General features: G+C 69.0%; 23 protein-coding genes and 1 riboswitch. Of the genes, 9 read left to right on the plus strand and 14 right to left on the minus strand.

Going from position 1 to position 23,939, the window contains the following annotated elements; all coding sequences use genetic code 11:
• Window positions 1-259 precede the first annotated feature (259 nt).
• The 3 genes from AB0M48_RS33595 to AB0M48_RS33605 are packed head-to-tail and all read right to left on the minus strand — an operon-like array spanning window position 260 to window position 2,996.
• Window positions 260-1,237, minus strand: a complete 978-nt coding sequence (locus tag AB0M48_RS33595; protein ID WP_363849560.1) for an ABC transporter substrate-binding protein — start codon at window positions 1,235-1,237, stop codon at window positions 260-262.
• Window positions 1,234-1,974: an ABC transporter ATP-binding protein gene (locus AB0M48_RS33600; RefSeq protein ID WP_363849562.1), complete on the minus strand. Its 741-nt coding sequence runs from the start codon at window positions 1,972-1,974 to the stop codon at window positions 1,234-1,236. The genes AB0M48_RS33595 and AB0M48_RS33600 overlap by 4 nt, the downstream gene beginning before the upstream one ends.
• A complete protein-coding gene (locus AB0M48_RS33605) occupies window positions 1,974-2,996 on the minus strand; it encodes an iron ABC transporter permease (RefSeq protein WP_363849563.1) in 1,023 nt (340 codons plus the stop codon). Before AB0M48_RS33605 ends, AB0M48_RS33600 begins: the two co-directional genes overlap by 1 nt.
• A 32-nt stretch (window positions 2,997-3,028) precedes the next feature.
• Window positions 3,029-3,172, minus strand: a riboswitch (cobalamin riboswitch).
• A gap of 81 nt (window positions 3,173-3,253) precedes the next feature.
• Here AB0M48_RS33605 and AB0M48_RS33610 point away from each other — a divergent pair.
• Window positions 3,254-3,673, plus strand: coding sequence for a YciI family protein (locus tag AB0M48_RS33610; RefSeq protein WP_363849565.1), 420 nt, complete (start codon window positions 3,254-3,256; stop codon window positions 3,671-3,673).
• Window positions 3,674-3,742: 69 nt separating this feature from the next.
• Here the strand turns inward: AB0M48_RS33610 and AB0M48_RS33615 are convergent, their stop codons facing one another.
• The 4 genes from AB0M48_RS33615 to AB0M48_RS33630 form a co-directional block, all read right to left on the minus strand.
• Window positions 3,743-4,780 (minus strand): 3-isopropylmalate dehydrogenase, encoded by a 1,038-nt coding sequence (locus tag AB0M48_RS33615; RefSeq protein WP_266042245.1) that lies wholly within the window; start codon window positions 4,778-4,780, stop codon window positions 3,743-3,745.
• Between the two features lie 294 nt (window positions 4,781-5,074).
• The gene (locus AB0M48_RS33620; RefSeq protein WP_363849630.1) at window positions 5,075-8,338 is read right to left on the minus strand and encodes a S8 family serine peptidase; all 3,264 of its coding nucleotides are present in this window, start codon (window positions 8,336-8,338) and stop codon (window positions 5,075-5,077) included.
• 249 nt (window positions 8,339-8,587) lie between these two features.
• Window positions 8,588-10,177: a phosphoglycerate dehydrogenase gene (serA, locus tag AB0M48_RS33625; protein ID WP_319982522.1), complete on the minus strand. Its 1,590-nt coding sequence runs from the start codon at window positions 10,175-10,177 to the stop codon at window positions 8,588-8,590.
• A gap of 292 nt (window positions 10,178-10,469) precedes the next feature.
• Window positions 10,470-11,075 carry a TetR/AcrR family transcriptional regulator gene (locus AB0M48_RS33630; protein WP_363849567.1) on the minus strand — a complete coding sequence of 202 codons (606 nt, stop codon included), beginning with the start codon at window positions 11,073-11,075 and terminating at the stop codon, window positions 10,470-10,472.
• Between the two features lie 163 nt (window positions 11,076-11,238).
• Here AB0M48_RS33630 and AB0M48_RS33635 point away from each other — a divergent pair, with 163 nt between their 5' ends.
• From AB0M48_RS33635 to AB0M48_RS33645, 3 genes are read left to right on the plus strand one after another with little or no spacing between them, the layout of a single operon-like run.
• Entirely contained in the window at window positions 11,239-11,838 is a 600-nt protein-coding gene (locus AB0M48_RS33635; RefSeq protein ID WP_363849569.1) for a molybdopterin-dependent oxidoreductase, read from the plus strand.
• Window positions 11,835-12,458, plus strand: a complete 624-nt coding sequence (locus tag AB0M48_RS33640) for a DUF2867 domain-containing protein (RefSeq protein WP_363849570.1) — start codon at window positions 11,835-11,837, stop codon at window positions 12,456-12,458. The genes AB0M48_RS33635 and AB0M48_RS33640 overlap by 4 nt, the downstream gene beginning before the upstream one ends.
• Before the next feature lie 51 nt (window positions 12,459-12,509).
• On the plus strand, window positions 12,510-13,076 hold the full coding sequence (locus AB0M48_RS33645) for an AAA family ATPase (RefSeq protein WP_363849571.1): 567 nt from the start codon (window positions 12,510-12,512) through the stop codon (window positions 13,074-13,076).
• Here the strand turns inward: AB0M48_RS33645 and AB0M48_RS33650 are convergent.
• From AB0M48_RS33650 to AB0M48_RS33665, 4 genes are all read right to left on the minus strand, one after another.
• A complete protein-coding gene (locus tag AB0M48_RS33650; protein ID WP_090051086.1) occupies window positions 13,009-13,272 on the minus strand; it encodes a DUF397 domain-containing protein in 264 nt (87 codons plus the stop codon). The genes AB0M48_RS33645 and AB0M48_RS33650 overlap by 68 nt on opposite strands.
• A gap of 90 nt (window positions 13,273-13,362) precedes the next feature.
• Window positions 13,363-14,376, minus strand: coding sequence for a ketol-acid reductoisomerase (gene ilvC, locus AB0M48_RS33655; protein WP_363849573.1), 1,014 nt, complete (start codon window positions 14,374-14,376; stop codon window positions 13,363-13,365).
• A gap of 150 nt (window positions 14,377-14,526) precedes the next feature.
• Complete coding sequence (gene ilvN, locus AB0M48_RS33660) at window positions 14,527-15,033, minus strand: acetolactate synthase small subunit (RefSeq protein ID WP_030479767.1); 507 nt, start codon at window positions 15,031-15,033, stop codon at window positions 14,527-14,529.
• Window positions 15,033-16,865, minus strand: coding sequence for an acetolactate synthase large subunit (locus tag AB0M48_RS33665; protein ID WP_363849575.1), 1,833 nt, complete (start codon window positions 16,863-16,865; stop codon window positions 15,033-15,035). The genes ilvN and AB0M48_RS33665 overlap by 1 nt, the downstream gene beginning before the upstream one ends.
• A gap of 232 nt (window positions 16,866-17,097) precedes the next feature.
• Between AB0M48_RS33665 and AB0M48_RS33670 the strand changes: the two genes are divergently transcribed.
• The 3 genes from AB0M48_RS33670 (at window position 17,098) to ilvD (ending at window position 19,875) form a co-directional block, all read left to right on the plus strand.
• A complete protein-coding gene (locus AB0M48_RS33670) occupies window positions 17,098-17,532 on the plus strand; it encodes a PH domain-containing protein (RefSeq protein ID WP_363849577.1) in 435 nt (144 codons plus the stop codon).
• Window positions 17,529-17,954 carry a vitamin K epoxide reductase family protein gene (locus AB0M48_RS33675; protein ID WP_363849578.1) on the plus strand — a complete coding sequence of 142 codons (426 nt, stop codon included), beginning with the start codon at window positions 17,529-17,531 and terminating at the stop codon, window positions 17,952-17,954. Before AB0M48_RS33670 ends, AB0M48_RS33675 begins: the two co-directional genes overlap by 4 nt.
• Window positions 17,955-18,030: 76 nt before the next feature.
• Complete coding sequence (gene ilvD, locus AB0M48_RS33680; RefSeq protein ID WP_363849580.1) at window positions 18,031-19,875, plus strand: dihydroxy-acid dehydratase; 1,845 nt, start codon at window positions 18,031-18,033, stop codon at window positions 19,873-19,875.
• Here the strand turns inward: ilvD and AB0M48_RS33685 are convergent.
• The 3 genes from AB0M48_RS33685 to AB0M48_RS33695 all read right to left on the minus strand — a co-directional run bounded on the left by AB0M48_RS33685 (window position 19,872) and on the right by AB0M48_RS33695 (window position 21,837).
• Complete coding sequence (locus tag AB0M48_RS33685; RefSeq protein WP_363849581.1) at window positions 19,872-20,114, minus strand: hypothetical protein; 243 nt, start codon at window positions 20,112-20,114, stop codon at window positions 19,872-19,874. The genes ilvD and AB0M48_RS33685 overlap by 4 nt on opposite strands.
• Window positions 20,115-20,124: 10 nt before the next feature.
• On the minus strand, window positions 20,125-20,853 hold the full coding sequence (locus tag AB0M48_RS33690) for a DoxX family protein (protein WP_363849583.1): 729 nt from the start codon (window positions 20,851-20,853) through the stop codon (window positions 20,125-20,127).
• A gap of 69 nt (window positions 20,854-20,922) precedes the next feature.
• Window positions 20,923-21,837, minus strand: coding sequence for a 2-hydroxyacid dehydrogenase (locus tag AB0M48_RS33695; protein WP_363849585.1), 915 nt, complete (start codon window positions 21,835-21,837; stop codon window positions 20,923-20,925).
• A gap of 28 nt (window positions 21,838-21,865) precedes the next feature.
• Here AB0M48_RS33695 and AB0M48_RS33700 point away from each other — a divergent pair, with 28 nt between their 5' ends.
• Together AB0M48_RS33700 and AB0M48_RS33705 are read left to right on the plus strand one after the other, a co-directional pair.
• Window positions 21,866-22,768: an alpha/beta hydrolase gene (locus tag AB0M48_RS33700; protein ID WP_363849586.1), complete on the plus strand. Its 903-nt coding sequence runs from the start codon at window positions 21,866-21,868 to the stop codon at window positions 22,766-22,768.
• 10 nt (window positions 22,769-22,778) lie between these two features.
• Window positions 22,779-23,939 (plus strand): PQQ-dependent sugar dehydrogenase, encoded by a 1,161-nt coding sequence (locus AB0M48_RS33705; RefSeq protein WP_363849588.1) that lies wholly within the window; start codon window positions 22,779-22,781, stop codon window positions 23,937-23,939.

Genomic DNA, 23,939 nt, shown 5'->3' on the forward strand with positions numbered 1-23,939 from the left:
AAAGACCCCCCGCGGGATGCGAGAGGTCTGCGCGTCGGGTGCCAGGGGCGGCAACTACCCGACGCGCTCGTCGATAATGATGGCGGTGTGCTGAGCCATGTCCCGGATGCTGCCACAGCTCGGCACGGCGTACCAAGCGGCGGGAGGAAATCTCCCACTATCTGGTCACGGGTTCACGCCTGTGACGCCACCTCGGTGAGGCGGTGGCCCGCACGGCAGGTGGCCGGCCCCTCTGGAACGCGACCACCCGCCCAGCGACTCAGACTCCGGCCAGGAACTTCGCGAACGCCTCGATCGAAGCCGCGTTGCGCGGCGACTCGACCAACGCCGCGTACGGCAAAGAGAAGAACCGCTTCCCCTTGACCGCGGGCGAGTGGGACAAAGGCGCGTACCCCTCCAGGAAGGCCTGCTTCTGCTCCGGAGTGTTCGCCTGTCCGTCCGCGTAGTCCACGATGAGCACGACCTCGGGATCACGCTGCACCACGGTCTCCCAGTTGACCGTGGTCCAGCTGTCGTTCAGATCGCCGAAGATGTTGTCGCCACCGGCCTTCGAGATGATGTCCTGCGGCGCCGCGTTTCTGCCGGACGTGAACGGCTGGTCCTGCCCGCTGTCGTAGAGGAACACCTTCGGCCTCGGCTTCCCGGCCATCAACCGCTCGGCACCAGCGATCTGCTCCTGGTAGGTCTTCACGAGCTCCTCGGCCTCGGCCTCGACGCGGAAGATCTTCCCGAGGTTGCGCAGGTCCGTGTACAGCGCGTCCAACGCGGGCATGATCCCCCGCTGCTGCCCGACGCCGTTGCGGCAGGCCTCGGTGAGCTGGTAGGTCCCGATCCCCAGCGCCTTCAACGCGTCCGGGGTGAAGCCGGTGCTCTCGCTGAACCCGTAGTTCCAGCCGGCGAAGACCAGGTCCGCGTTCGCGCCCTGCACGACCTCCTTGGAGACCTTGTCGGACAGGTGCTTCACGCTCTCGAAGTCGGCCTTCCAAGGGGAGGTGCGGACGTCGACGGTGTCGGTGCCGGACACGACGTAGCCCGCCATGCGGTCCTTCAGCCCCAGCGCGAACATCAGCTCGGTGATGCCGGTGTCGTTCGTGACGACTCTGGACGGGACCTTGTCGAACGTGACCTGCTGCCCGCAGTTCGTGATCGTCACCGGGTCGGACGCGGAGGTGTCCTGGGCGACCGTGGCACCGCAGCCGGAGACCAGCAGCAGCACGGCGCAGACGACGGTTCTCAAGGGGTGACCTCCTGGTCGAACAGGAGCTGTGGAACTCCCGTTGTGGGGTGGGCGACCACGTGTGCGGTGACGTGGAAGACCTTGGCGATCAGTTCGGGCACCAGCACTTCGGCCGGTGTGCCGGACGCGACCACCCGGCCCTCGTCGAGGACGTACAGGCGGTCGCAGTAGGACGCGGCGAGGTTCAGGTCGTGCAGGACCGCGAGCACGGTGACGCCCAGCCCGCGTGCGAGACCCAGAACGTCGAGCTGGTGGCGGATGTCGAGGTGGTTCGTCGGCTCGTCCAGCACGAGGACGCGCGGTTCCTGGGCGAGCGCGCGGGCGATGAGCACGCGCTGGCGTTCGCCGCCGGAGAGGCTGAGGAAGCTCCGTGAGGCGAGATGCGAGACGTTCACCGTTGCCAGCGCTTCGGACACGACCCGTGCGTCGCGGGCGGGATCGCGGTCGTGCGGCAGGCGGCCCATCTCCACGACCTCGGCGACCGTGAAGTCGAACTCGACCTGCGACTCCTGCGTGAGCGCGGCGAGGTCACGGGCGACGCCGTGTCGCTTGTGGACGTTCTCTCCGTCGAGCAGGACGGTGCCCGCGTCCGGCTTCAACGACCGGTACACGCAGCGCAACGTCGTGGACTTGCCGCTGCCGTTGGGGCCGACGATGCCGACGACCTCGCCGGAGGCGTGCAGCGTGATGCCGGAGACGATGTCCCGGACGGTGACGCCGGTGAGCTCGACCCGCATCAGCGGCCTCCGAAGACGTAGGACCTGCGGCGCATTAAAAAGATGAAGCACGGCACACCGAGTGCGGCCGTGATGACGCCGAGCGGCAGTTCCTCGGGCGCCGCGAGCATCCGCGCGGCCACGTCGACCCAGACCAGGAACGAGGCTCCGGCCAACGGTGCGAGAGCGAGCACCTTGCGGTGATCGGCGCCCACGACCATGCGCGTCAGGTGCGGCAGCATCAGCCCTACGAACCCGACGGCCCCGCTGACCGCCACCAGCACGCCGGTCATGGCCGCGGTGACGATGAACAGGTGCGTGCGGAACCGGTTCACCGCCACGCCGAGCGTGGTCGCGGTCTCATCGCCCATCGCCATCGCGTTGAGCTGGCGCGCCTTGGTCGACAGGTAGACGATGCCGGCCGCGGTCACCACGGCGGCGACGGGCAGCGACTGCCAGTTCGCGCCGCCGAGGCTGCCGAGCAACCAGAACATCGCGGCCCGCGCCGCCTCACCGCGCGGTGCCTGGAACACCAGCAGCATCGCCACGGCGGAGAACCCGTACGCCAGCGCCGTTCCGGTCAGCACCAGCCGCAACGGTGTGAGCCCTCGGCTCGTGCGTGCGGTGATGTAGACCAGTGCGGTGGCGCCGAGACCGGTCAGGAACGCCCCCACCGACAGCGCGTAGACGCCGAGACCGGACAGGACGCCGAGCGTCGCCACGGCCGTCGCGCCCACGCTCGCGCCCGACGAGATGCCGAGCACGTACGGGTCGGCGAGCGCGTTGCGGACCATCGCCTGGATCGCCACGCCGACCGTGCTCAGACCCGCGCCCACGACCGCGGCCAGCAGGACGCGGGGAAGCCGGATGTTCCAGACGATGTGGTACTGCCCGGCGAGGTCGGCGGGGATCGTGCCGCCGGTCAGCGCCGCCCACAGCAGTTCGAGCGTGAGGCCGAACGGAACGGAGACGGGGCCGAGCGCGACACCAGCGACGAGGCTGACGGCGAGCACGCCGACGAGCACGCTGATCTTGGAGATCACTTGGTCCTTCCCGCAGTCCACGGCGGAATCGGAGACACAGGCCGGCCGTGTGCGGGTGTTCGGGCTCGTCCTCACGAGGAGGCCTACCGTTGCGGGTCAGCGCCGGACTTCGACCGGTCTTCCCCCACGCACGACTGAGCCGACCCTACCTGCGAAAACAGAAAGTTCGGAAATTCTTCGGGTGTGATGTCGATCCAGTGCGGGGCCCGTTCGACCTCGGGATGTCAGAACGCGGAACACGAGCAGGGAGACACACCGTGAAGTACATGCTGATCATGCGTGCCACCGACGAGGCCTACGCGAACATGGGCGACTTCGACTTCGACAAGATGCTGGAGACGGTCGGCGCGTTCAACGAGGAACTGATCCGCGCCGGTGTCCTGCTGGCCGCGGAAGGCCTCTCCGAGGCGTCCGAGGGCGTCGTCGTCGACTACTCCGCCGAACCGCCGGTCGTCACGGACGGCCCGTACGGCGAGACCAAGGAGCTGTTCAACGGCTTCTACCTGCTCAACGTCTCCTCGAAGGAAGAGGCTGTCGAGTGGGCCAAGCGCATGCCGATGACGGGCGCCGGGTTCAAGACCGAGATCCGCCGGGTGCCGTCCATCGACGAGTTCCCGCAGGACAACGAGTGGATCCAGAAGGAACGCGCGTGGCGTGAGGCCAACGGCCAGCTCTGACCAGCGCACGGAAACGCCGAAGCCCCGGCCGGAACATCCCGGCCGGGGCTTCAAAACGTCTGGCAGAACTCAGCCCGTGCGCACGTTCGACGACACGAGAGCCGCGAGCCTGTCACCGATCGCGTAGGTCTGACCCGGCGACTGGTGATCACGCGTGGCCAGATCGAACGCCACGGAGGCCTCGATCCGGCGTGCCGACTCGTGCTCGCCGAGGTGGTCGAGCAGCAGCGCGACCGACAGCACGGCGGCCGTCGGGTCGGCGATGCCCTGGCCCGCGATGTCCGGTGCCGAACCGTGCACCGGCTCGAACATCGACGGGTTGCGACGGGTCACGTCCATGTTTCCCGACGCGGCCAGGCCGATGCCACCCGTGACGGCGGCGGCGAGGTCGGTCAGGATGTCGCCGAACAGGTTGTCGGTGACGATCACGTCGTAACGGCCCGGGTCGGTGACCATGTGAATGGTCGCCGCGTCCACGTGCTGGTAGGCCACGGTGACGTCCGGGTGCTGCAACGAGACCTCCTCCACGACGCGCGACCACAACGAGCCGGCGTGCGTGAGGACGTTCGTCTTGTGCACCAAGGTCAGGTGCCGGCGCTGCCGGTTCGAGGCACGCGCGAAAGCGTCCCTGACCACGCGCTCGACGCCGAACGAGGTGTTCAGCGAGACCTCGGTGGCGATCTCGTGCGGCGTGTCCTTGCGGAGCAGGCCGCCGTTGCCCGCGTACGGGCCCTCGGTGCCCTCGCGCACCACCACCATGTCGATCTCCGGCGGGTCCGCGAGCGGGCTGCGGACACCGGGGTAGAGACGAGCCGGGCGGAGGTTCACGTGGTGGTCGAGTTCGAAGCGCAGCCTCAGAAGCAGGCCCCGCTCCAGAATTCCGCTCGGCACCGACGGGTCGCCCACCGCGCCGAGCAGGATCGCGTCGTGCTGGCGAAGCTCCCCCAGCACCGACTCGGGCAACAACTCTCCCGTGGCGTGCCAGCGCGCCGCGCCGAGGTCGTAGCGAGTGATCTCGGCCGCCGGAACGACCTCACCGAGGACCTTCAGGGCCTCAGCGATGACCTCGGGCCCGATCCCGTCTCCTGGGATCACTGCGAGCCGCATCCACACACCTCCCAGGTGTCAGTCCCCAATTGGTGGGACTACTTTCCTTCGCGAAAGGCTACCGGCATCGCGGGTGCCCGCCGCATGCCGGACACCCCATCGGGGTGTTATCTCCCGTACTGCGGGACACCCACACGGCCCATATCCCACTTTCGAGTGTCACTCGACCGCAGTACTGCTGTCCCGTCAAGGGGTGACGCCCCCATCGCACCCCGCGTTCACCCAACGCACGCGGGGCCCTTTCGTACCGACATGCAGTACGAAAGGGCCCCGCGTGCGGTTGGACGAGTGGCGTCAGTAGGCGCCTCGGCCGGTGGAGCGCACCAGGACGACCGACGCGCGGTCGCCGTTGGCGTTGTGGTGGTTGAGCACCAGCAGACCGTCGGACTTGTCGGCCTTCAGCGAGGCCTCGTCCTTGTTGACGACGAGCGCGGTGCCCGGCTTCGCGAGGTACGAGAGCGCCGCGTCGCCGCCGCCCTGCGCCCACAGGCCCGGCTTGAGCGGGTCGAAGGACAGGTTGCGGTCGATCACGTCGATCAGCTTGTTCGCGTTGCCCGGCGCCGGGTAGTAGCCGCCGGTGCCCACGACGTACGAGATGCGGGCCGTGTCCTTCGACGCGTCGATGCCCAGTGCGCTCAGCAGCACCGGCAGGACGACGACGTTGGTGTCCTGGACGTTCGCGTCGACGTCGCCGAACAGGCCGTTCACGCCCTGGATGTCGACGGTCTCGCCCGTCTTCAGGTCCACGGTGGACGCGACCAGCAGGTCGGTGTCGGTCAGGCGGGTGGCGAACACCTCGAAGTCCGCCGTGCCGTCACCGTTGGTGTCGATGTCGACGAACGGAATGGTGTTCTTGCCCAGGTTGTACCAGTTGCCCCAGGTGGCGACACCGAACGCGAGCAGCGCCTCCTCGGGCTTGCCTTGCGCCTTGGCCAGCGGGGCCGTGGAGGCCGCGCCGACGTAGCGGAGGTCGCCGCCCTTGGCCGTGTCGTTGAGCGCGCAGTTCTCCGTGACGTTGCGCTTGCAGTCGCGCAGCTTCGGCGACTGGGCCTGCAGCTCGAGGACGCTGATCAGCGAGCGGTAGGCCTGCGAGCCGGTGCCCTGGTCGATGCCCTTGCCGGACACGTTCAGCACGGCCTGCTTGTCGTTGCCGCGGAACTTGAGGCTGGACGCGGTCTTGATGTCCGCGACCGGCTTCGGCGCCGAGTAGACCGACAGGCGCAGCGGCACCGTGGCGCCGGAGACCGGCGTGAAGGTCACGCGGCCGGAGGCGTCCGCGAGGAACTGGCGCGGCGTGTCGAGCTGGTTGGCCTCGACCGTCGAGTCGACCGTCTTGCGCAGCGCCTTCGGGTCGTCGATCTTCAGGGTGACCTTGACCTTCGCGACGCCGCGCGGGCTCAGCTTCACCCTGTCCTGCGAGAGCACGTAGCTCACGCCGGGGATCGTCGTGGCCGCGGTGTAGCCGACCTGGTACTCGACGGGCTTCGTGGACTTGTTGACCAGCTTGATGGTCTTGGACTTCGAGACCGGCTTGGAGACCTCGACGACGCCGAAGTTCGCGCTGACGTAACCGTTGTCCTCCTCGACGTAGGCGAGGACCTGGTTGTCGATCGCGGACTTGCCGTCCACGCGGCCGGTGCCGACCCGGTTGGGGGCGAAGGTCTTGCCGTTCTCCTTCACGTCCGCACCGGCGGTGTTCATGATCGAGGCCTTGACCTCTTCCAGCGTCCAGTCCGGGTGCGCCTGGCGGACCAGGGCGGCGATGCCGGCGACGTGCGGCGACGCCATCGACGTACCGGAGATGACCATGCGGTCGTCACCGGAACCGACGGCGGCCGACGAGATCGTGTCACCGGGGGCCGCGACGTCCGGCTTGATGGACTGGCCGCGGGTGCCACGGCTGGTGAACGCGCTCGGAGTGTCCGAAATGGACTGGTCGTACGTCGCCACCGTGGTGCGCAGGACGCCTGCCAGGCGAACGGTCAGCGTGCCCGCGTCCAGCAGCGGGCGCACCTGGTTGGTGGCGTCACCGGTGAACTGGAAGACCGGGATGGTCGCGTTGCCCGCGATGCCCGCGTTGAAGTTGTTCAGGGTGGACGAAAGCACCACGCCCGCGGCACCGGCGGCCTGCGCGTTGTTGGTGCGGCCACCGGAACCGCAACGGCGCGTCGCGTCGTTGTCGTCCCACTCGAGCCACACGAACTTGCCCGCGAGGGCCTCGGTGATCGGCTGGCAGCCGTCGAGGTTGCCCGCCTGGGTCAGCTTCACGACCGGCAGGGTCTTGTCGTAGCCCAGGTAGCCGGTGAAGTTCTGGCTGTACTGGCCGGGCTTCGCCTGGCCGTTCGCCTCGGCGCCGTCGCGCAGCACGAACGAGTCGCGCGTGGAGGCGACGGTCAACGCCTCGGGCGTGTTGCCCGGCGAGCCGCCGATGTCGTAGAGGTCGCCGCCGTTGCCCGCGGAGAAGACCGGCATGACGCCGGCCTTGTACAGCTTCTTCACGAAGAGGCTGTCGGGGTCGTCCGGGGCGCCGTAGTCGGAGCCGAGCGACAGGTTGACCACGTCGAGGTGGTCGGAGAAGTCGCCGTCGCCGTCGGGGTCGAGCGACCAGTCGAGCGCCTGCGAGGTGACGTTGGTCGAGCCCTCGCAGCCGAAGACCTTGAGCGCGAAGATCTGTGCCTTCGGCGCGGTGCCGGGGCCGATCTTCATCTCGTTGAGCTTCGCGGCGTCGAGCTTGGTGTAGTCGCCCTTGAACGTGCTGCCGTCGGCGTTCTCGCCGAAGCCTGCCGTCGTGCCGGCGACGTGCGAGCCGTGACCGTTGCAGTCGAGGGGGTTCGGGTCCGGCTTCGGCGTGTTGATCGCCGGGTCGGTGCTCTCCCCGTCGTAGTCCTCACCGACGAAGTCGTAACCGCCGACGACCTTCGCGGTCGGGAAGTTCGGGTCCTTCGCGCGCGGGTCGACGGCCCTGAACGCCTCGACCGTGCCGGGGCCGCCGAAGTTCGCGTGCGTGTAGTCCACGCCGGTGTCGATGATGCCGACGCGGATGTCGTCGCCGAGCTTGCCGTACTGCTGCCAGACGTTGAGCGTCCTGGTGAGCTGGACGGCGTTCGAGTTCTGGCGCTTCTTCGGCACGACCGGGTAGACCGCGAGGACGTCCGCGCGCTGCGCGAGTTCGCGGACCTTCTGCGCGTCGGCCTTCACGACGACGCCGGGGACGCCGTTGGAGGTGCGGTAGAGCTCCAAGGTCCGCGTGTCAGCGCTCTTGAGCTGGCCGACGACCTGGTCCGCGGTGGCGGACACGTCGCTCTTGGCCTGCCTGGCGGCCTGCTTCGCGACTTCCTTGCCCTGGCTCTTCTTCTCGTCGAACGCGTCGACGGCCGGCTTGCGGTCCAGCGCGACGAACGCGGTGACCGCGCCCGCGGCGTTCAGCCTGGGGGAAACCTTGAGGTGCAACGCTTTCGCGTCCAACCCTTGCGCACTCTTCACCGGCTGCGCGAGCGGTTCGCCCTGCGCCTGTGCCGTGGCGGGTGCGATCAGCAAACTGGTGATGGCAGAGAACACCACCAGACTCGATCGTCTCTTCACTACGTTGCCCCAACCGAGGTGTGTGTGCCTTCGACCCGAAGAAACAGTGCCGTGCCCTCTACGGCACCGGGTCAACCTCGTGGGGACGCTAATCGCTGATCGTGTCTCTGCGACTGCCCCGAAAGTATGAATGTGGTCTACGGATAGTTGCCTGTTACGACTTCGTTGTGAACGACGATGGACACGGGAAGGGGACTTTGCCGTCCCCTTCCCGGTTTGTCGTGACTATCCGAAGTCGACAGAGCGAACGGTGCGCGCGCCGACGGCGGCACCGATCGGGTCGAGCACCTGGGTGTCGACCGGGCGGTCGACGCGCAGCACCATGACGGCGTCGCTGCCGGTCTGGCTGATCTGCGCGGCCTCGATGTTCACGCCGGCCTCGCCGAGCAGCGTGCCGACCGTGCCCATGACACCCGGACGATCCGGGTACTCCAGCAGGAGCACGGTGCCTTCGGCCCTCAGGTCGAAGTTGCGGCCGTTGATGTTCACCAGCTTCTCGACCTGCGCGATGCCGCTGACCGTGCCGGAGACGCTGAAGGTGCTGCCGTCCGCGTGCACGGACTTCACCGTGACGAGGCTGCGGTGGTTCGGGCTCTCGGTCTCCTTGACGAGCTCGACGCTCACGCCCAGGTCGGCCGCGAGGCTCGGCGCGTTCACGAACGTCACCTGCGACTCGACGACCTTGGAGAACACCCCGCGCAGCGCGGCGAGCGGCAGGATGTCGACGTCCTCATTGGACAGTTCGCCGCGGACCTCGACGGTGACGCTGGTCGGGGCCTTGGGCGACAGTGCACTGAGGACGGTGCCCAGCTTCTGGACCAGGGGCAGGTACGGGCGGACCTCCTCGCCGACCGCACCGCCCTGGACGTTGACGGCGTCCGGCACGAACTCGCCGGCGAGCGCGAGGATGGTGCTCTTCGCGACGTCGGTGCCCGCCCGGTCCTGCGCCTCGGCCGTGGACGCGCCGAGGTGCGGGGTGACGACGATGCCCGGGACGTTGAACAGCGGGCTCTCGGTCGTGGGCTCGGTGGAGAAGACGTCGATGCCGGCTCCGCCGACCTGGCCTTCCTTCACGGCCTCGGCGAGGGCTTCCTCGTCGATGAGGCCACCGCGGGCCGCGTTGACGATGATGACACCGCGCTTGGCCTTGGCCAGCTGCTCGGCGCCGATGAGACCCTTGGTCTCCGGCGTCTTCGGCAGGTGGATGGAGATCGCGTCGGCGCGCTCGAGCAGCTCTTCGAGGCTGACGAGCTCGATGCCGAGCTGGGCGGCGCGCGCCGCGGACACGTACGGGTCGTAGGCGATGAGCTCGACGCCGAACGCGGCGATGCGCTGCGCGAACAGCTGGCCGATCTTGCCGAGGCCGACCACGCCGACCGTCTTGCCGTTGAGCTCGACGCCGTTGAACTTGGAGCGCTTCCACTCGTGGTTCTGCAGCGTCTCGTGCGCGGCCGGGATCTGGCGCGCGACGGAGAGCAGCAGTGCGACGGCGTGCTCGGCGGCGCTGACGATGTTGGACGTCGGCGCGTTGACGACCATCACGCCGTTCTGCGTGGCGGCCGGAACCTCGACGTTGTCCAGGCCGACACCCGCGCGGGCCACGACCTTCAGCTTGCGCGTGGCCGCGAAGACCTCGGCGTTCACCTGGGTGGCGGAGCGGACGAGCAGGGCGTCCGCGTCGGCGACCGCGCTGAGGAGGGCTTCTCGGTCGGTGCCGTCTACGTGGCGCACTTCGACGCCGTCGCCGAGAGCGTCCAGGACGGACGGCGCGAGCTTCTCGGCGATGAGGACAACAGGTCGGCTCGTGTTGCTCACGGACATCGCTCCCAGGAAGGGTCGGATCGTGGGGCGCAGGCGTGGTCGGGGGCGGCTGGCCCGCGCCGACCGGAGCACCGCAATGTGTCCGGACTGTTAACGAGCATAGACAGGGGGACTCGCGAAGCTTTCGAGCGGGTGGCTCAGGTCACTGGCCGCGTCCTGCGGTATGGGACGAATCCCGCCTGGACGTGGGGCTGGACGGAAGGCAGGCCGCCCACTGCGTGAGAACTGGCGGGACGCGGGTCGAGCCGGCGGCCGGCAGGCGGTGTGAACGGGGATGGTTCTGCGACTACTCGGCGGCGACGGCTCGCACACCGCGGAGGACGACGTCGAGCACCGTCTCCGCCTCGGCGCGAGCGGCCTGCGGATCGGCGGCCCGGGTGATGTACAGCGCCGAGCCGTAGAGACCCCCCAGTGCGACATGCGCCAGCGGATCGACCGCGACACCCGGCAGGGCGCCGCTGACCACCAGCGGGGTCAGCACGACGCGCAGCATCGGAAGCTCGACGCCCTCCAGGCCGCCTTCCCACGAGTTGGCGGCCATCACGCCCACGCTGTCGATGATCACGATCCGCCGGAAGTCCGGCCGCAGGCAGGCGTCGAGGAACGCGGACAACCCCGCTCGCACCGCGTCCCACGGATGGCTCTCCGCCAGCGCCGCCGCCATCACTGCCTCGGCGGTTTCGTCCAGCACCGCGTCGTAGACGGCCTTGAACAGCGCGTCCTTGCCGCTGAAGTGGTGGTAGAGCGCCCCCTTGGCGAGACCGGCCCGCTGCACGATCTCGTCGATCGCGGTCGCCGCGAAGCCCTGCTCGACGAACAGCTCCCGCGCGACCGTGACCAGTTGCTCGCGCGTGGCCTCCGCCTGCCGTTCCCGTAGCCGCTTGACAGTCACCAAGCCAGCTTAAAGACTGACCGTCAGTCGGTGAACGACTACCGGTCGGTGAACGACCACCGGTCAGCGAGGGGGGCCAGCCTTGAAGACACTTCCGCCAGGACAACGCCGAGTCGACGGATTCCCGCGGTTCGGGACACACCTGCAGCAGCCGCCACCTCCGGTGCCTGACGATCCCGTGATCGCCATCAGCGGCGTGGTGCGCGAACCCGTCGAGGTGCGGCTGGAGGAACTGTCCGCACTGCCACACCGGGAGACTTTGGCCGACTTCCACTGCGTCGCCGGGTGGACCGCGACCGACCTGCGCTGGGAGGGCGTGAGGTTCGCCGACTTCTACCGTCGTTTCGTCGAACCCGCGCTGGAGCCAGGGGTCACCGTCACCCACCTGGCGTTCGAGGGCCTGGACGGTGCCGCGTCGGTGGCAGAGCTGCAGGACGCGCTCGCAGACGACGTCATGCTGGCTCGACGGCTGAACGGACGCCCTCTCAACGGCGACCACGGTGCTCCGATACGGCTGGTCAGCCCGGCGCAGTACGGCTACATGAGCATCAAGCACCTCTGCGCCGTCGAAGTGTGTTCGGCGCTGCCGGCGCACCGGCTCGGTACGAAGATCTTCGACCGGCTGCTCGAAGGGCATCCGCGGGCGCGCGTCTGGCAGGAGGAACGCCACGGCCGCGTCGCCGGTCGGCTGGTCCGGCCGTTCTACCGCGCCCTCATCGGCCCGATCCGCCGTCTCAGCGCGAAAGGAGCGCAAGGCGAATGAGAGTTTCCAACGACGTGCTCAAGGCCCAGCGCTGGATCATCAGCGATGTCGTCCACGACTTCGAGGTCGAGGACGTCTGGGCTCTTCCCGTCGACGGTGGGCCCGACGGCTTCGACGAGGTCATCGGCCTCATGGCAGCCATGGACTTCCCTGGTTCGGCGCCGCTGCCGGTGCGCGTGCTGTGGGGAATCCGCGATCTGTTCGGCCGCCTGTTCGGAATCGGGCGCGTCTCGGCCTCGGCGGAGGACGCCGGCGCCTGGCCACCCGTCCCCGGAACCGGCGAGCCGTCGCTGTCCGTCCGCGTGCCGGCGGAACTCCGTGGTACAGCGACGGATTCCCGCCTCACGGACAAGCCGTTCCGTCCGCTGTACCGCACCGGGACCGAGTTCGCGGAGGAGATCTCGAACCGGACGATGTACGGCGTGATGCACCTGGCCTGGGTGGACCAGGGCGGCGGCCGGTACCGGGGACAGATGACCGTCTACGTCAAGCCGCGCGGTGCCGCCGGCAGGGCGTACATGGTTCTCATCAAGCCGTTTCGCTACGCGATCGTCTATCCGGCGCTCATGCGGTACGTCGAACGAGCCTGGGCGGCACGACGGGGCTCGCGACTGACCTGACCGCGGCAGCGGTTCGGCTTGTCCCGTTGCCTGCCGTGGGACGCTTCGACGATGCCGCTCGTGTGGATCACCGGGGCGTCGCGGGCTGGTAAGTCGACGGTCTGCTCGCTGTTGAAAGCAAGAGGAGAGCTGGCGGTCGACGCCGACTGGGAGGGCTACAACCGGTGGGTGGACCGGGTGAGCGGGCGGGTCGTCGCCGACCCTCCCGACCCGGTGCCCCAGGGGTGGCTCGACCGGTTCGGGTGGCGGATGAGCCGGGAGCGGGTCGAGGACCTCGCCGTGCGGGCGCGGGAGACCGACGCGTTCCTCTGCGGCTGCGTCGAGAACGAGGCGGAGGTGCTGGACCTCTTCGACCTGGTGGTCTGCGTGGTGATCGACGACCAGACGATGCGCGAGCGGTTGCGGACCCGCACGACGAACTCCTTCGGCAAGCACCCGGAGGAACTGGCGGCGGCCCTGGAGCACAACGCGCACATGGAGGCCACCTACCGGGCGCGCGGTGCCCTGATCGTCGACGGGACCCTGCCGCTGGAGGAGGTCGCCGACGCGATCACCAGGGCTCGTCGAACTCGCCGTCCTTCGCACCCAGCACGAACGCGTCCCACTCGGCCATCGTGAAGGTCAGGACGGGTTCGAGCTGCTTGGAGTTGCGCATCGCGACGTACGTGGCGCCGTCGGTGTGCTCGATGAAGGCGATCTCGACGTGGCCGTCTTCCGGTTCCGGCTCCGGCGGGCGCTTCCACTGCGCGTTGCGGAGGTCCAGCTTGCCGCGCACGTGGGCCTTGTCGTCGTAGATCGGCGCACTCTCGGTCATGCCGAAGAAGCTAGCGGATGGACGCGAACGAAAAGCGGAAAGGCCCGCGGAGCGTCACACACGCTCCACGGGCCTCCCTCGGGAAAAGCCTCAGGCGGTCTCGGTGATCGGCCGGTCGACCCACGACATCATGTCGCGCAGCTTCTTGCCGGTTGCCTCGATCGGGTGGTTCTCACCCTCCTGCTGCAGCTTCTTGTAGTTCGCGCGGCCGTTGTCGTCCTCGGCCACCCACTCGTTCGCGAAGGTGCCGTCCTGGATCTCGCCCAGGATCTTCTTCATCTCCTCCTTGACCGCGGGGGTGATGACGCGCGGGCCGCGGGTCAGGTCACCGAACTCGGCGGTGTCGGAGATCGAGTAGCGCATGCGGGCGATGCCGCCCTCGTACATGAGGTCGACGATCAGCTTGAGCTCGTGCAGGCACTCGAAGTACGCGACCTCGGGGGCGTAGCCCGCCTCGGTGAGGACCTCGAAGCCGGCCTGGACGAGGGCCGAGGCGCCACCGCAGAGGACGGCCTGCTCGCCGAAGAGGTCGGTCTCGGTCTCTTCCTTGAACGTCGTCTTGATGACGCCGGCGCGCGTGCCGCCGATGCCCTTGGCGTAGGACAGGGCGAGGGCCTGCGCGTTGCCCGACGCGTCCTGCTCGACCGCGATGAGCGCCGGAACGCCCTTGCCGTCGACGAACTGGCGGCGCACGAGGTGGCCGGGGCCCTTCGGCGCGACCATGGCGACGTCCACTCCGGACGGAACCGTGATGAGGCCGTAGCGGATGTTGAAGCCGTGGCCGAAGAAGATCGCGTCGCCCTCGTTGAGGTTCGCGGCGATCTCGCCTGCGTAGATGTGGCGCTGCGCGGTGTCCGGCGCCAGGATCATGATCACGTCGGCCCACGCGGAGACCTCAGCCGGCGTGCCGACCTCCAGGCCCTCTTCCTCGGCCTTGGCGCGGGACTTGGAGCCCTCCTGCAGGCCGATGCGGACCTCGACGCCCGAGTCGCGCAGGGACAGCGCGTGGGCGTGGCCCTGGCTGCCGTAGCCGATCACGGCCACCTTGCGGCCCTGGATGATGCTCAGGTCGGCATCGTCGTCGTAGAAGATCTCAACGCTCACTGTATTTCCTTCTGTGTTTGTTTGCCGCTGCTCCGCAGACGGCGGCGAGGTCGTCGAGAAGCCTGCCGTCCGGCCGCCGCTTCGCACAGATTGGGCTTCGCCGAATCTGCACGAAGGGGCGACCGGACGACAGGCACGACCTCGCGATGGTTAGCGGACCGCGGTGGCGGTGATGGAACGAGCGCCACGGCCGATGGCGACCATGCCGGACTGGACGATTTCGCGAAGCCCGTAGGGCTCCAGCATGCGCAGCAACGCGTCGAGTTTTTCAGACGTGCCGGTGGCCTCGATCGTGACGGCCTCTGGCGAGACGTCGACGACCTTCGCGCGGAAGAGCTGGACGGTTTCGAGGACCTGCGACCGCACCGTCGCGTCCGCCCGGACCTTGATCAGCACCAGTTGCCGCTGAACGGAAGCACTCGGCTCCAGCTCCACGATCTTGATGACGTTGATGAGCTTGTTGAGCTGCTTGGTCACCTGCTCCAGCGGCAGCTCGTCGACCGACACCACGATGGTCATGCGCGAGATGTCGGGGTACTCGGTGCGGCCGACCGCGAGCGACTCGATGTTGAAGCCGCGGCGGGAGAACAGACCGGCGACGCGTGCGAGCACACCGGGCTTGTCCTCGACCAAAACGCTCAGCGTGTGCCTGGTCATCACAGGTCCTCATCGAACAGGGGGCGGATGCCGCGGGCGGCCATGATCTCGGAGTTGCCGGTGCCCGCGGCGACCATCGGCCACACCTGGGCGTCCTTGCCGACGACGAAGTCGACGACGACCGGGCGGTCGTTGATCTCCAACGCCTTTCCGATCACCTCGTCCACCTCCTCGCGCGACTCGGCCCGCAGGCCCGCGCATCCGAGGGCTTCCGCCAGGAGCTTGAAGTCTGGGATGCGGTGCTTGTGCGTCCCCAGATCCGTGTTGGAGTACCGCTCGCCGTAGAACAGCGTCTGCCACTGGCGGACCATGCCCAGGTTGCCGTTGTTGATCACGGCGATCTTCACCGGCAGGCCCTCGATGGCGCAGGTGGCGAGCTCCTGGTTGGTCATCTGGAAGCAGCCGTCGCCGTCGATGGCCCACACCGTGCGGCCCGGCTCACCTGCCTTGATGCCCATCGCGGCGGGAACGGCGAAGCCCATCGTGCCGAGGCCACCGGAGTTGATCCACGTGCGCGGGTGCTCGTACTTGATGAACTGCGCGGCCCACATCTGGTGCTGGCCGACACCCGCGGTGTAGATGGTGTCCGCCGGGGACAGCGCGCCGATCCGCTCGATGGCGTACTGCGGCGACAGCGTGCCGTCCTCGGGCCAGTCGTAGCCCAGCGGGAACGTCTCGCGGATCGAGTTCAGCGTCGCCCACCACGGCGCGAGGTCGACCTTCGTCGCTGTCTCGCGCTCGGCGCGCAGCGCGTCGATCAGCTCGGTGATGATCTCCTTGCAGTCACCGACGATGGGCACGTCGGCGCGGCGGTTCTTGGAGATCTCGGCCGGGTCGATGTCCGCGTGGATGATCTGCGCGTCCGGCGCGAACGAGTTCAGCTGGCCGGTGACGCGGTCGTCGAAGCGGGCGCCCAGTGCGATCAGCAGATCCGACTTCTGCATCGCCGCGACGGCCGCGACGGTGCCGTGCATGCCGGGCATGCCCATGTGCTGCTCGTGCGAGTCCGGGAACGCGCCGCGCGCCATCAGCGTCGTGACGACCGGAATGCCACTCTCCTCGGCGAGGCGCAGCAGCTCGGCGTGGGCGTCCGCCTTGATCACGCCGCCGCCCACGTAGAGAACGGGCTTGTGGGCGCTGACGATCAGCTTCGCGGCTTCGCGGACCTGCTTGCCGTGCGGCCGGGTCGTCGGCCGGTAACCGGGCAGGCGCATCTCGGGCGGCCACGAGAAGCTGGTCTGCTCCTGCAGCACGTCCTTGGGGATGTCGACGAGGACCGGGCCGGGCCGGCCGGTCGACGCGATGTGGAACGCCTCCGCGATCGCCCGCGGGATGTCCGCCGGGTCGGTCACGAGCACGTTGTGCTTGGTGATGGGCATCGTGATGCCGCAGATGTCCGCCTCCTGGAAGGCGTCCGTGCCGATCAGCGGCCGCGACTGCTGGCCGGTGATCGCGACGATGGGCACGGAGTCCATGTTCGCGTCCGCGATCGGGGTGACGAGGTTGGTCGCACCCGGTCCCGAGGTCGCCATGCAGACCCCGACCTTGCCGGTGGCCTGCGCGTAACCGGTCGCCGCGTGTCCCGCGCCCTGCTCGTGGCGGACGAGGATGTGCCGGACCTTCGTGGAGTCCAGCAGCGGGTCGTACGCGGGAAGGATCGTCCCGCCCGGAATGCCGAACACCACTTCACACCCGACCGCCTCAAGCGAGCGGACGAGGGACTGCGCCCCGGTCACTCGGATCGGCGCGCCAGTGGGCGGAGCCGGTTTGGGCCGCGGACCTGGACGTGGCGACGAGGGCTCGGAAGCCTGTCGCGATGGTGCGCTGGTCATTGGTTTGCCTCGTGGGTATCGGGGTCCGGACACGAAAAAACCCTCGACAACCCGAAGTTGGGTCGTGCGAGGGTCGCGCGTCGACGCAGGCTGTTCGGCTCAGGCGTCGACGCGCCTGAGAAGTACGAGAACGAGCGTGCGCTGCATGAAGCGGACGTTATCGCCTCGCGCAAGAGTGCGTCAACTCTGCGGGATGGAATTCCCGGATCGTGGACGTGGAACAATCCTTCGAGTGAAGAAGCTGGTCTTTCGCATCCCGGCAACGGCCCTGCTCGCAGCGGGTTTGATCGCCATCTGCGTCACCCCTGTGGCGTGGCTCGCTCCGGGACTGCAAGCGCTCTACGTCCTCCCGCTCGGTTACGCGTACTGGGTGATCCGCAACCGCACGACCGTCACCGAGGACGAGCTCGTCGCCCGCGGCGTGTTCGGCACGACCACGCTCGAGTGGTCCGAGGTGAAGTCGATCCGGCTGGCCCGCAAGGGCTGGCTCAAGGCCGTGAAGGACGACGACTCCGAGGTGACGCTGCCCGCGGTGCGGTTCATGCACCTGCCGGCGTTGTCGTTGGTCAGCGGCGGGCGCGTGCCCGACCCGACGGTCGAGGCGGAACCTGCCGCGGAGGAGCCCGCGAAAGACGCCGCGGAAGAGGTCGTAGAGTCGGAGAAGTGATCAAACGAGTTCCGCTGCTGAGCCTGCTGCTGTCCATCGCAGGCCTGCTGACCTCGGCTTATCTGACGTACACGCACTTCAACGCGAGTGCGCTGCTGTGCTCGGCGGACTCCGTCATCGACTGCGAGACGGTGACGACGAGCGAGCAGTCGGAGTTGCTGGGCATCCCCGTCGCGTTCCTCGGACTGGCCTTCTTCGCGTTCCTGACCGTGATCTGCCTCCCGTTCGCGTGGCGGATCGACGCCCTGAAGTGGGTGCGTCTCGCGGCCGTCGGAGTCGGCGTCCTGATGGTCGTCTACCTGGTGGCGGCCGAGTTCCTGATCATCGGCAAGATCTGCCTGTGGTGCACCGTCGTGCACGTGATCACGCTCGCACTGGCCTGTCTGCTGGTCGCGGCGAGTCTGCGCACAAGTAACCTTTGAGTCACCGCTCCCAGACTGGTGGACGCCGCACCCCGCGTCCCGCGCGCTTTTTTCTTGAACTGAATCTGGAGGAGCAGTGCCTCAGCTCCGCTCTCGCACCACCACTCACGGCCGCAACGCAGCGGGTGCCCGCGCCCTCTGGCGCGCGACCGGCATGACCGACAGCGACTTCGGCAAGCCCATCATCGCGATCGCCAACTCCTACACGCAGTTCGTGCCCGGCCACGTGCACCTGCGCGATCTCGGGGACATCGTGGCCGAGGCGGTGCGCGAGGCGGGCGGTGTCGCTCGCGAGTTCCACACCATCGCGGTCGACGACGGCATCGCCATGGGCCACAGCGGAATGCTCTACTCGCTGCCCAGCCGCGAGATCATCGCCGACTCCGTCGAGTACATGGTCAACGCGCACCAGGCCGACGCGATCGTGTGCATCTCGAACTGCGACAAGATCACGCCCGGCATGCTGAACGCGGCGATGCGGCTCAACATCCCCGTCGTGTTCGTGTCCGGCGGCCCGATGGAGGCCGGCAAGGCCGTCGTCGTCGAGGGTGTCGCCGTCGCGCCGACCGACCTGATCACCGCGATCTCCGCCTCGGCCTCCCCCGCCGTGAGCGAGGAAGGGCTCTCCGAGGTCGAGCGCTCCGCGTGCCCGACCTGCGGGTCCTGCTCCGGCATGTTCACCGCGAACTCCATGAACTGCCTCACCGAGGCCCTCGGGCTCTCGCTGCCGGGCAACGGCTCGACGCTGGCCACGCACGCCGCGCGCCGCGAGCTGTTCTCCGAGGCGGGCCGCGTGATCGTGGAGCTGTGCAGGCGCTGGTACGGCGAGGACGACGAGTCGGTGCTGCCGCGGTCGATCGCGAACCGCAAGGCGTTCGAGAACGCGATGGCGCTCGACATGGCCATGGGCGGCTCGACGAACACCGTGCTGCACATCCTCGCCGCCGCGCAGGAGGGCGAGATCGACTTCACGCTGCAGGACATCGACGACCTGTCCCGCCGCGTGCCGTGCCTGTCCAAGGTGTCGCCGAACTCCGACTACCACATGGAGGACGTGCACCGGGCCGGCGGAATCCCCGCCCTGCTGGGCGAGCTCTACCGCGGTGGCCTGCTGCACGACGACGTCACGTCGGTGCACACGCCGACGATGGCGGAGTGGCTCGGCAAGTGGGACATCCGCGCGGAGAACCCGTCGCCGGAGGCGATCGAGCTGTTCCACGCCGCTCCCGGCGGCGTGCGGACGACCGAGGCGTTCTCGACGTCGAACCGCTGGTCCTCTTTGGACACCGACGCGGCCGGCGGCTGCATCCGCGACGTCGAGCACGCCTACACCAAGGACGGCGGCCTGGCCGTGCTGCGCGGGAACCTGGCCGAGCGCGGCGCGATCATCAAGGCAGCGGGCATCGACGAGGAGCTGTGGCACTTCGAGGGCCCGGCGCGCGTCGTCGAGTCCCAGGAGCAGGCCGTCTCGGCGATCCTGAACAAGGAGATCCAGGCGGGCGAGGTGCTGGTCGTGCGCTACGAGGGCCCGTCCGGCGGCCCCGGCATGCAGGAGATGCTGCACCCGACGGCGTTCCTCAAGGGCTCCGGCCTCGGCAAGAAGTGCGCGCTGATCACGGACGGCCGGTTCTCCGGCGGTTCGTCGGGCCTGTCGATCGGCCACATCTCGCCGGAGGCGGCGGGCGGCGGCACGATCGGCCTCGTCGAGAACGGTGACCGGATCCTGATCGACGTGCACGAGCGGCGGCTGGAGCTGCTGGTCGACGCCGACGTGCTGGCCGAGCGCCGCGCCAAGATGGAGGCGTCGGAACGGCCGTGGCAGCCGGTGGACCGGATCCGCCCGGTGACGGCGGCGTTGCGGGCGTACGCGCGGATGGCGACGGACGCGTCCACCGGCGCGGTGCGCGACCCGAGCCGTTAAAGAGCGAAGGCGAGCGCCATGGCGGCGCCGAACACGAGCCAGCCCGTCAGCGGACCGCTGACGGGCTGCTCCGTCTTCTTGACCATGACGCCGGCGACGATCAGGCCCGCGAGCAGGCCGAGCGGCGGCAGCAGGGACTTCGCGGTGAGCCCGAACGGGAACGCCACCAGGTAGACGACCGGGATCCCGACCACCAGCAGGGCGAGCTGGAGCACCGCTCCCGTCAGGTTCTTCCGCATGCGGGGATTCCTACCGGAACACGAAGTACGTCACCGCGGCGCCACCGGCACCGATCAGCAGCGCGATGAACCCGGCCGCCAGCGGGTGGCGGAACCAGCTGCGGTTGTAGTCCAGGGCGGCCCGGCCCGGTCCGGCGAACAGCGCCGCGAACGCCATGCCCGCGAGCGCCAGCTCCAGCTCCACGCCGTTGGGGCCGAAGAAGCCGCCCTTGTACTGCAGCGCGATGACGTTGGCCATCACGGCGAGCAGGCCCGCCGCCGCGAGCGGCGTGAAGAGGCCCAGCACGAGCAGAGCGCCGCCGGCCAGTTCGGTGATGCCGGTGACCCAGGCGAGGACGACCGGCTCGCGGTAGCCCATCTTCTCGAGCGACTGCGCGAAGCCGTTGATGCCGGGGCCGCCGAAGAGCCCGAAGACCTTCTGCAGGCCGTGCAGCACGAAGATGCCGCCGAGCACCGCGCGCAGCCCGAGCAGACCGATGTCCGGGCCGGCGGTCCAGCCGAACTTCCTGCGGTCGTCGTCGAACGGGTCCGCGTCCCGCGAGTCCTCTGTGGACGTCTCCAGCGGCGTGTAGGCCGTCGTGTCGAACGACTTCGTGGTGGAGTCGTACGGCGACAGGACGTCCGACCCGGCTCTGGTGGTGCCGTCGTCGAAGTGGTGCACTCCCCCTCCGCTGCTCGAGTAGAACGAGTCGTCGGAGAAAGCGCTCGAACTCGCCGAGCCTTTGTCGTGAGTAGCCACGCCCGCACGCTAGGGGGCCTCGTGCGGGCGCGCGAGAGCCGAACGGCAGCCCAGTTTCACCCGAATGAACTAGTAGGTGCCGCGCACGAGGTTGCGGGGCTCCTCCCCTGCGGCGAACCGGGCGACCTCCGCGGCGGCGATCGCGTAGGCGCGCTGCGTGTGCCCCGTGCAGGACCCGGCCACGTGCGGGGTGAGGAACAGGCCCGGCGCGGTCCACAGTGGATGATCGGCCGGCAGCGGTTCGGGATCGGTCACGTCGAGGGCCGCGCGCAGTCGCCCGGAATTCAGTTCGGCGAGCAATGCGTCCGTGTCCACGACGGGACCGCGCGCGCCGTTGACCAGGATCGCGTTGTCCTTCATCGCGGCCAGGAACTTGGCGTCGACCAGGTGACGGGTCTCCTCCGTCATCGGGGTGAAGATCACCACCGCGTCGAACTCCGGGAGCAGCTGCGGCAGCTCGTCCTGGCCGTGCACGCCCTCCCGGGCGGTGCGGCCGACCAGCGTCGCCGTCGCGTCGAACGGTTCGAGGCGGCGCTTCAGCTGCTCACCCAGGTCGCCGGCGCCGACGATCAGGACCTTCTTGTCCTGCAGGGTGTCCGTGAGGTGGTAGTCCCAGCGGCCCTCGGCCCTGGCCCGCTCGAAGACGAGGAAGTCTCGGTACATCGCGATCAACGCGCCGATGGCCCACTCCGCGGTGCTGCCGCCGTGCGCGCCGCGGCAGGTGGAGAGCAGCACGCCGTCCGGCACCTTGCCGACGAAGTTCTCCGCACCGGCACTGAGCAACTGCACGAGCTTGAGGTTCGGCAACTGCGCGAAGACCTCGCGCGGGTCGGTGCCCGCGAGGAACCGCGGGATCAGCACCTCGGCGTTCTGGGCGTCAGACGGCAGCGGCTCCCCCGGCACGTAGCGAACCGGCCGGACACCGTCCACCTGGGACAGCGCTTGAACTCCGAAATCATCTGGCACGAGCACGGTGAGCGTCACCAAGCAAAAGTACGTCAGAATGTCCGTCATGCGGGAGCACGACATCATCGCGTGGGACGGCACGAAGATCCGGACGTGGCAGGCACCAGGGGAAGGAACACCTGTGCTGCTGTGCCCCGGCGTGGGTTCCGGCCCCGAGTCGTGGCCCTCGCTGACCGATCGCGGCGGCCTGCTCAGCTGGTACATGCGCGGCACGATGGGCTCGGACCGCCCGGTCGACGAGCGCAACATCTCGCTGGACGACCACGTGTCGGACGCCATCGCCGTGCTGGACGACGCGGGCATCGAGCGGTGCGTCGTCATGGGCTGGTCGATGGGTGTGACGATCGCGGCCGAGCTGGCGTTGCGTCATCCGGAACGGGTGGCGGGCCTGCTGCTCGTCGCGGGCGCGCCGGGTGACTCGTTCGAAGCCATGCTGCCGCTGGTGCCGAAGATCGTGCGCCGGTTCGTCGGGCTGACGGGCACGAGGCTGCTGCAGCAGGCCGGTCCGGTGCTCGACAGGGTGCTGCACCGCGTCCCGGTGACGGACGCGACGACGTTCCTGTTGCGGCACAGCGGCGTGATCAAGCCCTCGAGCGACCCGACGGCCGTCGGTCAGGCGGTGAGCCGGTTCCTGCAGCACGACTGGCGCTGGTACTTCACGCTGGCGCTCGCACTGGGCGAGACCCCGCGCCAGGAACTCGGCACGATCGTGTGCCCGATCACACTGCTGGCCGGTCGTGACGACGTGCTGGCGACGACGGAGAGCATGTCCGGGCCCGTCGCCGCGCTGCCCCAGGCACGGCTGCGGGTGCTGCCGTGCAGCCACTACCTGCCGTTGGAAGCGCCCGAGGTGGTCAGCGCCGAACTCGACCTGCTGCTCGACCGCGTCCGGTCGGTCGACTTCGCCACCTCCGAGAAGTTGACTTCGGGTTCACGGCCCCGCACCTAACCTGGGAGTCGTGGTTCGTTCCGTAGCGTTGCTGACCGCCGTCTGCCTGCTGGCAGGGGGCTGCGCCAGCTTTCCCGACGAGCCGGCGCCCACGCAGTGGAGCGCGCAACCACAGCTGACCCCGCAGGCAGGCCCGAAGCCGGAGCTGCCGGGCGAGTACCGCCCGACGCCCGGCGACCCGGGCCGCAACCCGGCGCCGCAGAGCGTGCCGCCGCCGCAGGGCTGCAAGGACTACCACCCGGCCGTCGTGGCCACCTGCCTGAACACCGTCACGGGCGTCGCCCCGATCGGCGCGGACGCCCAGGGCGGCGTCGCGGCGTACGCGACCGAACGCGGCGGCCGCCTGCTCAAGGTCACCAAGGACGTCGACCCGGTCGTGATCGCCCAGCTGCCGGTCGACACGTCGACCGACGGCGGGCTGACCGGGCTCGCGCTGTCGGCGACGTTCGCCGAGGACCAGCTCGCGTACGTCTACGTGACGACGGCGACGGACAACCGGGTGCTGCGCATCGCGCCCGGCGACTCGCCCAAGCCGATCCTCACCGGCATCCCGAAGGGCCCGTCGGGCAACCGGGGTGTGCTGGCGAGCGACCGCAAGGGCGCGATCCTGGTCGCGACCGGTGACGCCGGGAACCCCTCGCTGGCCGCGGACCCGAACTCGCTGGCCGGGAAGGTGCTGCGGATCGACGGCTCCGGCCAGCCCGCCCAGGGCAATCCGACGGCCGGCAGCGCGGTCGTCTCCTCCGGGCTGCGGCTGCCTGGCGGTCTGTGCGTCTCGGCGGACGCCTCGAAGACCTGGGTGACGGACTGGGCCGCGAGCGGCGACGTCGTCTACCGCGTGGCGCCGGGCAAGCTCGGCGAGGTCGCGTGGGCGTGGCCGGACCGGCCCGGCGTGATGGGCTGCTCGTCGTACTCGGACCAACTGTCCGTGGCGACGTCCAAGACGCCCGGCTACCAGTCGTTGTCGATGAACGCCGCCGGTGCCTTCACGGGCAAGCCCGAGATCGCGATGGCGGAGGACGGCTTCGGCCTGCTCGGGCCGATGGAGATGCTGAACGAGTCGGCGTCGCTGGTCGGCACGGTCAACAAGGCGGGTGGCACGCCGGTGTCGTCGGACGACCGGGTCGTCATCATCGTGCGCCCGAACAACGGCGGCGGCACGAAGGACTGA

It is taken from the genome of Lentzea sp. NPDC051208, assembly GCF_040682435.1.
Classification (GTDB): Bacteria; Actinomycetota; Actinomycetes; order Mycobacteriales; family Pseudonocardiaceae; genus Lentzea; species Lentzea kristufekii.